At 66.5% G+C, this 14,877-nt stretch carries 13 protein-coding genes; 4 read left to right on the forward strand and 9 right to left on the reverse strand.

Translation table 11 applies throughout. The annotated features are described in order from the left end of the window. Positions 1–8: 8 nt before the first annotated feature. Positions 9–398 (forward strand): hypothetical protein, encoded by a 390-nt coding sequence (locus tag LIP_RS19160; RefSeq protein ID WP_068137344.1) that lies wholly within the window; start codon positions 9–11, stop codon positions 396–398. On the opposite strand, the gene LIP_RS09495 is transcribed toward LIP_RS19160, so the two are convergent. The 9 genes from LIP_RS09495 to LIP_RS09535 form a co-directional block, all read right to left on the reverse strand. Next, complete coding sequence (locus LIP_RS09495; RefSeq protein WP_198409484.1) at positions 326–1,108, reverse strand: HAD-IA family hydrolase; 783 nt, start codon at positions 1,106–1,108, stop codon at positions 326–328. The two genes, LIP_RS19160 and LIP_RS09495, sit on opposite strands and share 73 nt — an antisense overlap. Positions 1,109–1,221: 113 nt before the next feature. Further along, complete coding sequence (locus LIP_RS09500; RefSeq protein WP_068137347.1) at positions 1,222–1,830, reverse strand: GNAT family N-acetyltransferase; 609 nt, start codon at positions 1,828–1,830, stop codon at positions 1,222–1,224. A gap of 460 nt (positions 1,831–2,290) precedes the next feature. Next, positions 2,291–2,695 (reverse strand): hypothetical protein, encoded by a 405-nt coding sequence (locus LIP_RS09505; RefSeq protein WP_068137350.1) that lies wholly within the window; start codon positions 2,693–2,695, stop codon positions 2,291–2,293. Positions 2,696–2,758: 63 nt separating this feature from the next. Then, positions 2,759–3,871 carry a DUF4185 domain-containing protein gene (locus LIP_RS09510; RefSeq protein ID WP_068137354.1) on the reverse strand — a complete coding sequence of 371 codons (1,113 nt, stop codon included), beginning with the start codon at positions 3,869–3,871 and terminating at the stop codon, positions 2,759–2,761. Positions 3,872–3,908: 37 nt separating this feature from the next. After that, complete coding sequence (locus LIP_RS09515; protein WP_082726106.1) at positions 3,909–4,772, reverse strand: carbohydrate ABC transporter permease; 864 nt, start codon at positions 4,770–4,772, stop codon at positions 3,909–3,911. Further along, entirely contained in the window at positions 4,769–5,641 is an 873-nt protein-coding gene (locus LIP_RS09520; protein WP_068137358.1) for a carbohydrate ABC transporter permease, read from the reverse strand. Before LIP_RS09520 ends, LIP_RS09515 begins: the two co-directional genes overlap by 4 nt. A gap of 88 nt (positions 5,642–5,729) precedes the next feature. Beyond that, positions 5,730–6,983 carry an ABC transporter substrate-binding protein gene (locus tag LIP_RS09525; RefSeq protein ID WP_068137360.1) on the reverse strand — a complete coding sequence of 418 codons (1,254 nt, stop codon included), beginning with the start codon at positions 6,981–6,983 and terminating at the stop codon, positions 5,730–5,732. A 101-nt stretch (positions 6,984–7,084) separates the two neighbouring features. Continuing rightward, entirely contained in the window at positions 7,085–8,176 is a 1,092-nt protein-coding gene (locus LIP_RS09530; protein WP_068137363.1) for a glycoside hydrolase family 172 protein, read from the reverse strand. Positions 8,177–8,219: 43 nt separating this feature from the next. After that, positions 8,220–9,638 (reverse strand): L-fucose/L-arabinose isomerase family protein, encoded by a 1,419-nt coding sequence (locus LIP_RS09535; protein WP_068137367.1) that lies wholly within the window; start codon positions 9,636–9,638, stop codon positions 8,220–8,222. A 429-nt stretch (positions 9,639–10,067) separates the two neighbouring features. On the opposite strand from LIP_RS09535, the gene LIP_RS09540 reads away from it, so the two are divergent. From LIP_RS09540 to LIP_RS09550, 3 genes are all read left to right on the forward strand, one after another. After that, positions 10,068–11,126, forward strand: coding sequence for a LacI family DNA-binding transcriptional regulator (locus tag LIP_RS09540; RefSeq protein ID WP_068137370.1), 1,059 nt, complete (start codon positions 10,068–10,070; stop codon positions 11,124–11,126). A gap of 13 nt (positions 11,127–11,139) precedes the next feature. Further along, a complete protein-coding gene (locus LIP_RS09545) occupies positions 11,140–12,666 on the forward strand; it encodes an FGGY-family carbohydrate kinase (protein ID WP_068137373.1) in 1,527 nt (508 codons plus the stop codon). Positions 12,667–12,805: 139 nt separating this feature from the next. After that, positions 12,806–14,848, forward strand: coding sequence for a bifunctional 2',3'-cyclic-nucleotide 2'-phosphodiesterase/3'-nucleotidase (locus tag LIP_RS09550; protein ID WP_068137376.1), 2,043 nt, complete (start codon positions 12,806–12,808; stop codon positions 14,846–14,848). The last annotated feature ends 29 nt before the right edge of the window (positions 14,849–14,877 follow it).

Consider the following 14,877-nt stretch of genomic DNA (forward strand, 5'->3'; position numbering starts at 1 on the left):
GATGGCCCGTGAAGTGGCTCGATCTGGACAACGCGGTGCTGGTTAGTCTGAACCAGGTAACCTCCATCGAGGTGCGCCCCTCTGCGGAGGACGAGGACGAGGGCGAGCTTCTCATCGCCCTGAACGAGATGGCCAGCGGCATCGACTTGGCCATTGCACGCTTCCCGTCCTTCGAGGCCGCGCAAGCCGAGTTCGCCGGCATCAAGGATTGGCTCGCCGCCGAGGACGTGCTGCACACGGTCTCCGCGCCGTCGTGGGTGATGCGGTCCGTCCACGAGCACGACGACGACTTTGACGACTACGATGACGAGGACGACGAAGACGACTATGATGACGACGATGAGGACGATGAGTTCGACGAAGACGACCTCGATGACGAGGATGAAGACAAGGACTGAGGCCGCCGCCTCGCCAGCTCCCACAGCGCCCGAGGCGTCCGGCCTCGCAGCGACGACAGCCTGGGAACCTCGGCCGGGAAGACCTCGCCAGCCGTGAGCGGGTTCGGGACGACCACGCAGCGCAACCCGGCAGCCAGAGCGGCCCGCGCCCCGTTGGGTGAGTCCTCCACCGCCAGGGCCTCCGAGGCCTCCACGCCCAGCCGGCCCAGGGCCAGCAGGTAGAGGTCCGGCGCCGGCTTCACCCGGGCCACGTCGTCCGCGGTGGCCAGCACGTCGATGGCCGCGGTCAGGCCCGCCTGCTCCAGAAACCGTTCCACCCACGGGCGGCCCGAGCTCGAGGCGACCGCCAGGCCGAGCCCTTCCCGGCGCGCGGCCTCCACCAGCGCGACCACCCCGTCCCGTGGGCGCAACCTGGCCAGGTGAGCCGCGGCGGCCTGCTCCACCTCCGCCTCCAGGGCCCGCCGGTCCAGCCGATGCCCCACAAGCCCTTCCAGGTACGCGTAAGGGTCAAAGGCGTCCGGCGACGTGCCCACGCAGCGCATCCACTCCTCCAGGGGCAGCACGGCCCCCCTTCGGCCGTAGACCTCTTCCCAGGCGTCGTACAGCGCCGACTCCGTGTCGATGATGGTCCCGTCCAGGTCCAGCACCAGGGCGCGCAGATGATCCGACCTCCGCTTCCATTGCTTGGGCGCATGCGTTGGGTGACGCACGCGTTGGTCCCACCGTGCCGTCCTGGCTCATCGGCGCCGCGGTGCGGTGGGTCCTTGCTCCCCTTTCAAAGGGTGACGGCGCGATCCCTGCTCCCCCTTGCACTCGCCTCCACTCAGCCGCCGGTTCCCACGTGGCGCCGGAGTTCCTCCGAGGCTTCGACCTCCCCCGTACGGACCGCCATCATCGCCCGGCGGGTCGGGTTGGTGTAATAGGTCAACCGGACCAGCAGGCCGAAGGAGTCGTTGATCTCCATTGCGCTGATCACGAAGCCCGCCTTTAGCTTGGCGATGAGTACAGGCGTGTTGGTGGCGTGGTGGTAGCTCACGATCTCCTGGAACCCCAGCCCCTTCAGGTGGGGGAGCAGCGAGTGCAGCAGCGCGGTGTAGATGCCCTTGCGGCGGTGCTCGGGGAAGAGGCCCGTGTTGATCATCACGTAACGTACGGCGCTCTCTTGCACGCCGAAGTACCAGCCGGCGATCTCGTCTCCGTGCTTGAAGAGGAGTTGGTGGCGGATGCGCCACGGCACGGCCAACCGTCCTTCGAGGTCCTCCAGCCGGCGCCGCTCGTCGTCCGTCAGGACTCTCCGCCACTCGAAAGCGGTTCGCTCGTCGAAGACCCGCCGGCGGAGCTGCCGGAAGATCTCATGGAAACCTTCGCCTTCTACCGCCTCCACCGTGTACCCCGGCGGCAGACCTTCCACGACCAGCCCGTCGTCGGGCATGACCCATCGCCTCCTCGCGCGCCTGAGTTCGGGTCGGCTGGTTACCACCCGGGCACCGTTCTTAGGGCACGTTCGCTCCCCAGCCGTAGCGTCCTGCCGCGCGAGGCCTGCTCCGGGGAGACCTGGGTGTCTCCCTGCGCACCCGCAGACCCGTAGCCGCAGACCTGGCCCAATACCTCCCCGCCACGGTGGAGCTGGCCCTGACCGCCATGCTCGTGGCCGTGGCCGCGGGTCTGGCTCTGGGCACTGCGAGCCCTCTGAGGCGGAACGCGCCCGTGGATCCCGTGGTCCGCCTCGTCTCGGTGGGCGGCGCCTCGGTACCGGTCTTCTGGCTTGGCCTCGTCCTCCTGGCCTTCTCTTACTACCGTCTGGGGTGGGCCTCAGGCCCAGGCCAGCTGGATCCCTGGCCCCTTCCTCCACGACCCGAGCCAGGAGATCATTACCGGCGAGGGGGGCGCGCTCAGCTCGGGTTCTTGGCGACGCCTTCGAGCACGTACTGGCCCCGTGGGCTCCAGATTTCCAGCCGCCCGTCCTCCAGGATGTAGGTGTCGTCGGCGGTCAGGGGGATCTCAAGGGCACGCCCAGGAAGTGAGGACAATTCGGCGCCCGGCTCGGGCTCCACGGTCCCCGCCCCGTGGAGTTGGAGCACGTGGCGGCCCACGTAGTCATCGATACTCCGTTCGTTCTCCTGGTAGCCCACGTCTTCCAGGTCGATCTCGACCCGGTCCCAGTTGTCCTGCTCTCGCTTGGCCACCCGCACGGTCCGGCCCCGCCAGCCCTTCAGGACCCGGTCCAGCTCCTCGATGGAGAGCTGCCGCATCGGAACCACCCCCACCACAGGGTGGCCGGAACGGCGCAGCTTCATGACCCGCGTCCAGCGCCGGTGTTCCCGGTCCGCGGGAAGGGGAGCCCTGGCAGAGCTCGCCGGTCACTCGTCGGTTGGACCGCCTCCTGTCTCCAACTCGGCCCGCATGACATAGACGTTGTACGGTCCGAACTGCGACATCAGGAAGTAGATCACCCGGCCGTCGTCTTCCACCCACGAAGGGGTCATGAACCCGCCGTAGAGGGACGGATACTTCGCGGCCTCGGATAGCGTATGGGGCCTGCTCCACGGCCCCCACGGCCGGGGAGCGGAGCGAAGCTCCATGTTGTGCGAGCGTTCGTTGAGGTACGTGTAGATCCAGCGGTCGAGGTACGGGTTCCAAAGGAGCGAACCCTCCCCCGCCGGGGCGGGGATCACCTCCACGGCCTCGGCGGGATCTCGGGACCATTGAGGCTGCCCGTCCGCGCCGGGGCCGCTGTAGTACTGATAGGCCCCGCGATCCAGGATCTCCTCGGGCCTTACCCTCGCCGCCTTCACTCCTCCGAACCTTCCGGCAGGCGTCGCCAGGAGCCATAGATACCCCTCGGCGTTCCCGCGCCCGCGCTGCTGAGAGACGGCCAGCATGATGAACCCGCTCTCTTCTGGCCAGATCGGTGGGTCCACCACATGCCACGCCTCGCCCCGGTCGTCCGAGTACGCCCACGTGGCGTAATTCGCGTCCCACCGGCCGGGCGGCCCCCAGCGGCGCACCGACATGAACGCCATGTACAGGCGCCCGTCCACGGACGTGAGAGCCGTGGGGATCTTGGTTACCTCACCGCCAGCGTCGTTGCTCTCCTTGAGACCTGGAACGATTTCCCTGGCACGGCCGAGCTCGTCCGTGATCCAGCCGTCCAGGGTGATCCCGTCGGAAGGCTCCACGTCCGTCGTGCGCGCGAGCACGTTCGAGCGCCAGTTGGTCTTTCCGTATCCGAAGGTATCGCCGAAGGCGATGTAGATCGTACCATCGACTTCAGCCAAGACCCCCAGATCGGTCCCGATCACGTCCACGCCCTCGGTGCGGTTGACCGAGCTCGAGCCTGTCAGCGGGGCGACTTGGGTGGTCCTGATTCCGACGATGGGATCGATCGGCTCGTCCGCTGCTCCCGCCCCCAAGGTGCCCCCGCACCACACGGTGGCGGCGAGGATCCACCACCCGACCCGTCCACGCTGCATGACACGGCCTCCTCTCCCTTGTTTCCGTCCCAGGTCCTCATCCCTTGATCCCGGACATGGTGATGCTCGCCATCAACTGGCGCTGCAGGAGGAGGAAGACGACCAGGTTGGGCAGGACCGCGATGGTGTTCGCCGCCATCAGGTAACCCCAGGGGTTCTGGTACTGCCCTGAGAACCCGGCGATCCCGACCTGGACCGTCTTCATCTCCGTCGCGTTGGTGACCAGGAGCGGCCACAGGAAGCTGTTCCAGTTGGCAACGAAGAAGAAGACCGCGAGGGCCGCCATGATCGGCTTCGAGAGCGGGAGCACGATACGGAAGAAGATCCCCGCCTTGCTGCAACCGTCGATGGTGGCGGCCTCTTCGAGTTCGTGGGGGATCCCCAGGTAGAACTGGTGCAACAGGAAGATCCCGAACGCGTTGGGGATCGCCGGAATGATGAGGGCCCAGTAGGTGTCAAGCCAGCCGAAGGCCCGTACCTCGATGTAGAGCGGGATCATGATGACCCAGAAGGGCACCATCAGGGTGCCGATGATCAACCCGAACAGCACCCTGCGCCCTCGGTAGCGGAGCCGGGCCAGCGAGTAGGCCGCCATGGAGTGGGTCAGGAGCGCAACGAGGGTGACCGTGATCGACACGAAACCTGAGTTGAACATCCACCGCGCGAAGGGCACCTGCTGGAAGACGTCGACGAAGTGGTTCCAGTTCCACCTGCTTGGGATCCATACCGGGGGCACCGCGAAGATCTCGGACGGCCCTTTGAGCGCGCTGACGATCATCCAGTACAGCGGCAGGATGAACACCGCGGCCAGGAGCGAGAGGAGGAGGTGCCGCCACGTCTGGGCCCTGCGCCGAGCCGAACCGAACGGCTGGAGCAGCCCCGTCACCCGAGGTGACCTCATGCCACGCGGCCCCCTTTCAGCAAGCGGAAGAGTACGACCGACAACGCGACCTGAATGGCAAAGATCACCACGGTGATGGCCGAGGCATAGCCGAACTGGTAGTATCGAAACGCACTCTGGAAGGCGTAGAAGACCGTGGTGGTCGTGGCATAGAACGGACCCCCGCCCGTCAAGACGTATATCTGGTCGAAGACCTGGAAGCCTTGCAAGATGCTCATGACGAGCACGAAGAAGCTGGTGGGCTTCAGCAGCGGCAGCGTGACGTGCCAGAACTGCTGGAGCTTCGTGGCTCCATCCACCATCGCAGCGTGATAGTACTGCTCGGGGATGTCGTTCAGCCCCGCGATCAGGATGACCATGAAATAGCCCGCGGAAAGATAAAAGGAGAGCGACAGGACCACGCCCAGCGCCTGGGACATGGATCCAAGGAACGGCTGGCCGGGAAACCCCAACGTCTTGATGAGCCCGTTGATCAACCCGTTCGGCTGGAACATGAACTTCCAGACGAAACCGACCACCACCAGCGAGATGGAGGCCGGCGCGAAGAAGACGGCCCGGTAGAAGCCGATCCCGCGTCCCTGATGCTGCACCAGTAAGGCCAGCGCCATGGCGAGAACGAAGTTGCCGCCCACGAAGACGGCCACGTACCGGAACGTGATCCCAAGGGAGCGCAGGAAGATCGGGTCCTCGAACATGGTCTTGTAGTTGCTTAGGCCGACGAACGTCATGGGGCCCAGCCCGGACCAGTCGAACAGACTCAGGATGAGGCCCAGCACGGCGGGGGCGATGACGAAGACCACCAGGCCCAGCAAGTCCGGCAAGACAAAGAGATAGCCTGTCGCGCGATCCGCCCACGTCCGGAACCGCATTGGCGCGTTCACCTCCACTGAGCGCCCTGGGGATGGAAGGGGCGATGACAGCGTTTCCTGGGCAACTGCCATCGCCCCCGACCGAACGCTACCGAGCGCCCGTGTAGGTCCTCAGGAAGCGGTTGATCTGCGCTTCAGCGGTCTTGGCTGCCATCTCAGCGGGGACTCCACCGAACATCGTCCCCTGGAGCGCGTCGAGCAGGGCCCTTTGGACCTCCGGCGGGAACCGGGGTTCCGGGCGGGCCGCAGGCAGGATCTCCTCCGTGAAGACCTTCATCGGGCCCGAGTGGAAGTACTCCCGGTTCGCGTCCAGGATACTCTGCAGCGTGGGGAACTTGGAGTTCTTCTGGATGGTCCAGACCACGGGGAAGTCGGACTCGTAGAAGAGCCACCGGGTGAACTCCGCCGCGCCCTCAACGTCCTTCGACTTGGCGTTGATCACCTGCATCCAGCCGCCCGTCACGCTGACGCTCTCGCCTCCGCGCTCCTTGGGTGGCACAGGGAAGACGCCGTAGTTGAAGTCCGGATATTGCTCCTTGAGGATCTTCACAGCCCACATGCCGGTGACTTGCATGGCGCCGAATCCGCTGCCCAGCATGGTGACATCGTTGGCAGCGGCCGGCTGGCTCTTGGGGGAAACCCCGTGGACGTTCACCAGGTCGGACCAGAACTGCAGGGCGGCGACAGACTCGGGCGATGCGATCCGCGCTTGGGTCCACCCCTCGTCCATCACGTCGCCGCCAGCGGACCAGAGGAAGGGATAGAAGGTGAAGAGCTGGTAGAAGTCCGCGGCAGGCTCGATGACCAGTCCGAAGCGCTCCGGTGTGGTCAAGGCCTGGGCGACTCTCACGAGCTCGTCCCAGGACTGGGGGACCGCCAGACCCTTCTCTTCAAAGAGGTCCTTATCGTAGAAGACGGCAAGCGGCTCCAGCTCTACCGGCACGCCATAGATGCGCCCGTTGACCGTCGCCTTGTCGCGAGCAACCGGAACCAGGTCTTCCACCTGAGACGCGGTCAGGTACGTGTCCATGGGCTCCAGGATCCCGTTGCTCACATAGCGGAGGAAGTCGCCGGGGCTGACCCAGAAAACATCGGGCCCCTGCCCCGACGCAAAGGCAGCCGTGAGGCGGGTGGTGGTGTACTCTGCCCATGGGATGCTCACGAATTCGACTTTGGGCGAGTGCGCTGCGTTCCACTGGTCGACGTACTCCTGTATGGTGGGATCGCCGTAGGTGTCTGCGAACTTCCAGAAGGTGATCGGTTCCGCGGCGAAGGCCGGCGCCGCGAGAGTTGCTGCCAGGGTCAACGCCAGCACCCATGCGACCAGACAGGCTCGCCTCATCGTACGTATGACCTCCCCTTCGAGCTTTGTGATCCTTCACTTCCGTAACATGCTGTCTTACGCCAGCCCAGGCCCCTCTACATCACCCCTTTCGGCGCCGGTCACAGAGACTCCGGGAAGTCAACCAGGGAAATGCTTTCCAGCGGTAGGCGATCCGCCACCGGCGGCAGCGGCAGAAACGCGAGGTGCGGCTCGGTCTGGTACCAGTAGGCCGTGCTCGAGTAGTCGTCGCTCCGGTGGTTGGCGTGACCGTGCTCGATGGTGACTCGGATCGACTCGTTGAAGGTGATGGGGTCGACGATGTGATACCGGTACAGGGTGACCTTTCCACTCCAGTTGGGACCCCCGCCCAGGAGGATGCCGTAGTAGAGGGTCTGGACCTCCTGCTGGGGGCACCAGGCGGTGCAGAAGTAGTCCTCGGTCCCGGTACCGTGCAGCGACGGCGGCCAGGGCTCTCCGTCGACGAAGATCATGTCGTCGCCTTCGCCGTACCAGTTCCACTCGCGGGTGAAGCGCAGGTTGTGGATGTTGAGGTTGCACCCCACGTAGTGGCCCCGCCCCCGAGCCTCAAGCAGCGTGTAGTTGCCCTCGCCCGTGGTGTTTTTGCCGCCGAAGCAGTAGAAGGCGTTGTCCACCGTTCGATCGTCGATCCCCTGGGTCAGCTCTCGCCGCCACATGGCGTGAAAGCGGAGCTCGTCGGCAGGAAGGGCGTCGTACGCTTCGTAGTCGATGTAGTAGTAGAACTTGACGTCCTGGCTGCTCTCGTTGTGCACGTGAAGCCGCGCGCCATCGGCAAAGGGCATCGGGAAGAAGCAGTTCATGGCCGCGCCGTTCTCGGGCCCCATGCTCAGGGCCGCGGAGGCGTAGTTCCGCGTCAGCCCGTGTCCCATGCCGAAGAAGTCGCCGTAGGGAGCCTCGACGCTGGGATGCTCCTCCCTGTCCCAGTAGAAGCGAAGCACCAGCCGGCGCGGAAGATAGGCTTCCGCGACGCCCGACTCGGGTGCGGTCGTCATCCAGATGTGGGTGATGCACCCGGCGCCCTCGATGGTAGCGATCTCAGCCTGCTCCCCCGCCCGGATGGTCAGCCAGTCCCGGTTGCCACCCGTTCGATCGAAACTGGAGACGCGTCGCCGCCTACCGTGGCGCATGACCGACAACTCACGCAACGAAGAACCGATCCTCGGCACCGTCATGGTGGCTGCTCCCCCTCACTCGTCACTCTTGTGCCCTGCCTCCCTAGGCGACGACCACGGGCTCGATCCCCAGGTGCCAGCAGAAGGTGAGGAGCTCGGGCACCCAATCTCCATACACCCCGTGGATATGGTTGGCCGGGAAGCTTTGCAGGAACGTGTCGGCGCTGCACGCGAGCCGTACGAACGCGTGGGGCCAGTTGTCCTGCACCTGCGTGATGAGCCGGGCCTCCACGTCCGGATCCAGCCGCACGAACTCCCCTCGAACGACGTGCATCCGGTACTGGCGTCGCTCGCGGGTTAGCCGGGCCAGGGTCACGGGTCCGGGCTGCGCCACATGGAAGACCGAGGCGCCGCCGGCCGGGAAGAAGAAGTCCTGGGGCTTCAGCTCCACGTTCCGCAGGTTCGTCTCAGGGTCGAGGCTCCGGCCGGCGAAGTAGGTCGCGTGGGCGCCGGAGTTCACCAGGTCGAAGAGGCCGTGCTCCTTGAAGTAGTGGCGGACATCCGCGAAGAGGACCGGCGACCCCGTTGCGTGCTTGAAGACTTCCATCGTAAGCGCGGCGTCCATGTCCGCCTCCGTTGCACAGACGATGGGGTCATGGGGACCGTCCCAGTCGTACGGGTCATTGAGGAACGCCTCTGCCACATCCATGGTGACGAAGTGCTCGGTGAGCTCCGGCTGGCTCTTGATGCCCACGAAGTGAAAGCTCTTCTCGGCGATGATCTCCCGTAGGACGTCGTAGCTCGCGATCTGGAGGCGCAGCTTCTCGGGAGTGAGCTGCTGGCCATCGTAGTGGACTTGCTTCACGTGGCCCTCCAGCCACCGTTGTGCCCTCTCGACCCTGGCGTTACCCGCAAGCTCTGTTGCCCTGCGAACGATCTCCCACTGATCGACGTGTTCCACGTCGATCCCGAACTGCTCCGCCCAGAGGTCCGTCGGCGCCACGGCCGTGTTGATGCCGATGGCACGGCCGCCGAAGAGCCCGTACGTCTCGCCGCGCAACGAGGCGACCGCATGGGCTCCCCGCACGAAGCTCAACACCTGCTGGAACACCGGCGCCTCCTCGATCTCGCCGAAGACGCGCCGGTAGCGGACGCCCATCTGATCCAGGGCTCCGGCGGCGGCCAGGACCGCGACCATACCGGGCTTCGCCGGGTTGACCTGCCCGAAGAGCAGGTAGGGCCCTGGTGCAAAGCGGGACGCCACCACCGAGAACTGCGGGAAGGCCCAGACCGCGTAGTTGAAGATGGTCGCTTCCACCCCTGCGACCTGCAGCTTGCGGGCCTCGGCCACGGCCGTCTCATTGGACCAGACGAGCTCCCCCGTTACCACATCGACGCCCGCCTCGACGAGCTTCCGGCGGAGCCTCTCCTCGTAGGCCTTGTTCTCCTGGATCTGCGGCTCGTGCGCGTAGGCACGGCCGTCAGAGAACGTCAAGATACCGACCTTCGGCCTGCGTGCCACAACAACCACATCCCTTCTCGTCGCATGGCCATGGTGTCGAGATCAACGCGTGCTGTACACGACCCGCCCCGGGACCCGCTCGTCCGGTTGTTGGCTTGTGCTAGGCTGCGTGGTGCTCATCTGGCATCGTTGCCATATAACAGTTTTCGCCCACCGCCGAGGAACTCCTTCTCCCCTTCCCTCACTTCTTCACCACGACCTGAGCCCCACGCCGTGGTCGTGCGATGAAACCCTTCGCGCAGCAAGTTTCCGCGATTCCAGCAAGCGCCGTCCTGTCGTTCCTCGTCCCCTGTGGGGCTGCAGGGAATCGCACGGCTGCTGGCGAATACGTGGCAACGCTATCATGTCGAGCCCGCTTAGGGCTTCGTGCTCAGACCCCGGGGGCAGGCGCCGACCAGGCGGCTCCACCACCTGGCAGGAGGAAGGATCTTGGCCACCATCAAGGACGTGGCACGCGCGGCGGGCGTCTCACCTTCGACGGTGTCACGCGTCGTCCGCAACAGCGGATACGTGTCCGAGGAGGCCCGGGCGGCGGTCCTCGCCGCGGTCGAGCGACTGGATTACCACCCCAACGCCGTCGCCCGCAGCATGACCCAACAGCGAACGCACACGATCGGCGTCGTCATCTCAGACATCGCCAACCCCTTCTTCCCTTCCGTGGTCAGGGGTATGGACGACGTCGCCCAGAGCAACGGCTACAAGCTGATCGTCTGTAACAGCGACGAGGACCCGGCCAAGGAACGGGATTTCGTCCGGGTGTTGCTCAGCCGGCAGGTGGACGGCCTCATCGTCGCCAGCACGGGCGGGGCCCTCCACGAGCTGGCCGCGGCCATGAACGACGGCGTGCCGGTCGTGCTCCTGGACCGCTTCCTGCGCCTTCCTGGCGCCGACGCGGTAGGCATCGACAACATCGACGCCGCCCACCGGGCGGTGCGCCACCTGCTGGAGCTCGGCCACCGGCGGATCGGCATCATCTTGGGCCCGAACCACGTCCAGACCTCCAAGGCCCGGCTCGCCGGCTACCTGAAGGCCCTGCGGGCGTATGGTGTCCCGCCGGATCCGGCGCTCCAGCGCACAGGCGACTTCAAGGAGGCCGGCGGTTACAACCACACTCAGGCCCTTCTCGCCCTCGAACCCAGGCCCACCGCCCTTTTCACCACCAACAACCTCACGACCACCGGAGCCCTCATGGCGCTGCGCGAAGCCGGGGTCACCATCCCCGATCAGATGGCCATCGTGGGCTTCGACGACATGCCCTGGGCCCGCATCGTCCGCCCTGCTCTGACGGTGGTGGAGCAGCCGACCTACCTGTTGGGCACCACGGCCGCCCAGCTGCTCTTCGCCCGGCTCAACGGCCGGGAGACGTCGCCGGTGGGGCGGATCGTGCAGCTGGAGGCGAACCTCGTGGTGCGCGAATCGTGTGGGGCGCGCCAGCACCGGTCGATCGACCAACAGGGTCACGCGTCCTCGGCGGCGCGTGCTCGATAAGGAGGCCTAACCCATGGAGCACCTCATCGGTCTCGACATCGGAACCCAGGGGACCAAGGCGGTGGTGGTCCGACGCGACGGCCGTGTGCTCGGCTCGAGCTACGTAGGCTACGACGTGGATCAGCCCCGGCCCCTCTGGGCCGAGCAGTGGCCCGACGTCTGGCTCGACGCCTCCTACCAAGCGATCCGCGACGTGCTGGACCGTTCGGGCGCGGCGCCGTCGGAGGTGGCTGGCCTCGCGATCAGCAGCCTCTACGGCGGCTCGGGGATTCCCGTGGATCGGGACCTCCAGCCCCTGGCCCCCTGCCTCATCTGGATGGACCGGCGCGCTTCGGCGGAGGTGCGCTGGGTGCAGGAGCACGTGGACCTGGAACGCCTCTACCGGATCACCAGCAACACGGTGGACTCTTACTACGGTTTCACAAAGATCCTGTGGATCAAGAACAACCTGCCCGACGTCTGGGAGAAGACCCACCTCTTCCTGCCGCCCAACGCGTACGTGATTCACCGGCTCACGGGGGAGGTGGCCATCGACCACACCTCCGCCGGCAACCTGGGCGGCCTCTACGACGTTCACCGGCGGGCCTGGAGCGAGGAGATGGCCGAGGCGTTGGGGATCCCCCTGGGGCTGATGCCGCAGCGGATCGTGGCCTCGCAGGACGTCGTCGGACGGGTCACCGCTGAGGCGGCGCGCGCCACAGGGCTTACGGAGGGCACCCCGGTGGTGGCCGGCGGCGTCGACGCCCCCGTGGCGACCCTCAGCGCCGGCGCCTTCCGTGAAGGCCACCACGTGGCCATGGTGGGCACCTCCATGTGCTGGGGCTTCATCACCGACCGGACCAACCTCACGCCCGCCCTGGTGAGCTACCCGCACGTCGTGGATCCCATGCACACCCTCTACACCTTCGGTGGCGCGGCGACGGCCGGCGCCGTGGTCCGGTGGTTCCGGGACGTCCTGGGCCGGCCCGAGAAGGAGGCCGCCGAGCGCCTGGGGGTGGACGCCTACTCCCTGCTCGAGCTTGAGTCCATGCAGGTCCCGGCGGGCTCGGACGGTCTCCTGGTCCTCCCGTACTTCATGGGCGAGCGCTCGCCCATCTGGGACGGAAACGCCCGGGGTACCGTTCTGGGGCTGAGCCTCTACCACTCCAAGGCCCACCTCTACAAGGCGTTCATGGAGGGTGTGGCCTTCGCCTTGCGCCACAACATGGAGAGTGCTCCAGGGGTGGACCTCGACCGCGAGATGATCCTGGTGGGCGGGGCGGCCAAGTCCATGGTCTGGCCCCAGATCTTCGCCGACGTCACCGGCTTCCCGGTGCGTACCGTGGAGCAGGACGTGGAGGCGCCGCTGGGCGACGCCCTGCTGGCGGGCCTGGGAACCGGCGTGGTCGACCACCCCGAGGCCTTGCTGGGCTGGCTCACCTACCGGGAACCCGTGCGGCCCCGGGAAGAGCTGAAGCCGCTCTACGACCACCTCTTCGAGGAGTACAAGGCGCTCTATACCAGCCTCAAGGGCAACATGGCGCGGCTCTACGGGGCGTGATCGAAGGAGTCCCGCGCCCTCTGGAGGAATCTTCAACCAGGCGGCTGTCTCGCCGCCCACACCGGCGCGCTGGGGGCACGGTCGGGACAGGCAACGGAAGCGTGCCCTCTTTCGCGCGCCTCCGGAGGGGGCATCTCAGGTGGAGTTGCGCTGGCGGAGACGCCTGGCGGGGGTTCTCGTTGCGCTCGCGCTGCTGGTCTCCTTCTCCTCGGTCGCCGGAGCGTCGGAGCTGGTCCTCATGGCCACCACGGACATCCACGCCAACATTTACCCCTGGGACTACTACGGGAACCGGCCGGACGAAAGCGTGGGGTTGGCCAAGATCTACACCCTGGTGAAACAGATCCGGGCGGAACACCCGAACACACTCCTGGTCGACGACGGCGACCTCATCCAGGGCTCGCCCCTGGCCTCGTACCTGGTGAACGTAAAGCCGCCGGACCTGGGCGAGGTTCACCCGATCATCGACGTGCTGAACCGCATGGGCTTCGACGCGGCAGCCATCGGAAACCACGAGTTCAACTTCGGCCTGCCCTACGCCGAGAACGTCTTTGCCGGCGCCGCCTTCCCCATCCTTTCGGCCAACGTCTATGAGCCGGGAACCCGAGAGCCCCACTTCACCCCCTACGTGATCCTGGAGCGGAGCCTGGATGGCAAGCCCATCAAGATCGGGCTGATCGGTTTCACCCCGCCCCAGATCATGGTGTGGGACCGGGGCAACCTGACCGGCAAGGTGGAGGCCGGCAGCATCGTGGACGCCGCCCGCCGGTTCGTTCCCGACATGAAGGCGCAGGGTGCCGACCTGATCGTCGCCCTGGCCCACACGGGGGCCTATCCGGGCGCCTCCACCGCTCCGGGCGCGCTCGCCGAGAACGCCGCCTTCGCCCTGGCCCAGACCGTTCCCGGCATCGACGTGATCGTGGTGGGCCACTCCCACCAGGAGATCCCTGGAAAGGGCTTACCCGACCATCCCGACGGCCAGGTAAACGGCGTCCAGCTCGTTCAGCCCAGCTTCTGGGGGAAGGCCCTGGGCGTGGTGACCCTGGATCTCGAGGCGGGCTCAGACGGGTGGCGGGTGACGGCCAAGAAGGCGGAACTGCTGCCCGTCAAAGAGGTCCAGCCGGCGCCGGAGGTCGTCGCGTGGGCCCGCCCCGTCCACGAGGCCACCGTGGCCTACGTCACCAGCCCCATCGGTGAAACGCTGGTGCCCATCAGCAGCCGGGCCAGCCAGCTTACCGACACTGCCGTGATCCAGCTCATCAACGACGTCCAGCGGCAGTACGTGCAAGAGCACCTGAAGGGCACAGAGTACGAGCGCCTGCCCGTGCTCTCGGCCGCCGCGCCCTTCAAGAGCGGGTACGGCGGTGAGACCGACTTCACCGACATCCCGTCTGGCGGAGTCACCATCGGCGACGTGGCCTCCATGTACATCTACGACAACACCCTCAAGGCCATCAAGGTCACCGGGGCGGATCTGAAAGCGTGGCTTGAGCACGCGTCCAGGAAGTTCAACCAGATCTCCCCGGGCCATGGCGATCAGCCGCTCTTCACAAGCTGGCCGGGCTACAACTTCGACCAGATCGATGGCATCGGGTATCGCATCGACGCGACCCAGCCCGAGGGCCAGCGGATCGTGGACCTCACCTTCCAGGGCCGGCCCGTCGCGCCGGACCAGGCCTTCGTCCTGGCCACCAACAACTACCGGGCCGACGGCGGCGGTGGCTTCCCCGCCACGGGCGAGAAGGCTCAGGTGGTCTTCGACCCCCAGATCGCCAGCCGTCAGCTCATCGTGGAGGCCATCTCCAGGGCGGGTACCATCAACCCCACCCCGGACCACAACTGGTCCCTGGTGCCCAACTACCTGGACCATCCCCAGGCTGCCTACGTCTACCCGCTGGTGGATCGCGGCATCTACGTGGGGGACCTGCAGGGACGCCTCGCCCTGGACGCGCCGCTCACCCGCGGGGTCTGGGCGGGCATGGTGAAGCGGGGGCTGGGCCTTGACCTCGCTGTGGACCAGCCCGGCGCCCCCGTGACGGCCGCGGACGCCGCCCGCGATCTCGGAGGTTACGTGGGCGACGAGCTCCTGGCCGGTGACGCCGATCAGACCCTCACCCAGGCCGACGCCGCCCAGCTCCTGGCCGGCATTCTGGCCGCCCAGTCGGTGCTGGTGGGCCGCTGAGTCGCTGGCCCCGAGGCGCCCGGGGATGG

The organism is Limnochorda pilosa, from assembly GCF_001544015.1.
GTDB lineage: Bacteria > Bacillota > Limnochordia > Limnochordales > Limnochordaceae > Limnochorda > Limnochorda pilosa.

Excerpts from the sequence above, each read along its gene's own strand:
- LIP_RS09500 (WP_068137347.1), bottom strand. The coding sequence starts at position 1,830 with ATGCCCGACGACGGGCTGGTCGTGGAAGGTCTGCCGCCGGGGTACACG.
- LIP_RS09505 (WP_068137350.1), bottom strand. The coding sequence starts at position 2,695 with ATGAAGCTGCGCCGTTCCGGCCACCCTGTGGTGGGGGTGGTTCCGATG.
- LIP_RS09510 (WP_068137354.1), bottom strand. The coding sequence starts at position 3,871 with ATGCAGCGTGGACGGGTCGGGTGGTGGATCCTCGCCGCCACCGTGTGG.
- LIP_RS09515 (WP_082726106.1), bottom strand. The coding sequence starts at position 4,772 with ATGAGGTCACCTCGGGTGACGGGGCTGCTCCAGCCGTTCGGTTCGGCT.
- LIP_RS09520 (WP_068137358.1), bottom strand. The coding sequence starts at position 5,641 with ATGCGGTTCCGGACGTGGGCGGATCGCGCGACAGGCTATCTCTTTGTC.
- LIP_RS09525 (WP_068137360.1), bottom strand. The coding sequence starts at position 6,983 with ATGAGGCGAGCCTGTCTGGTCGCATGGGTGCTGGCGTTGACCCTGGCA.
- LIP_RS09530 (WP_068137363.1), bottom strand. The coding sequence starts at position 8,176 with ATGACGGTGCCGAGGATCGGTTCTTCGTTGCGTGAGTTGTCGGTCATG.
- LIP_RS09545 (WP_068137373.1), top strand. The coding sequence starts at position 11,140 with ATGGAGCACCTCATCGGTCTCGACATCGGAACCCAGGGGACCAAGGCG.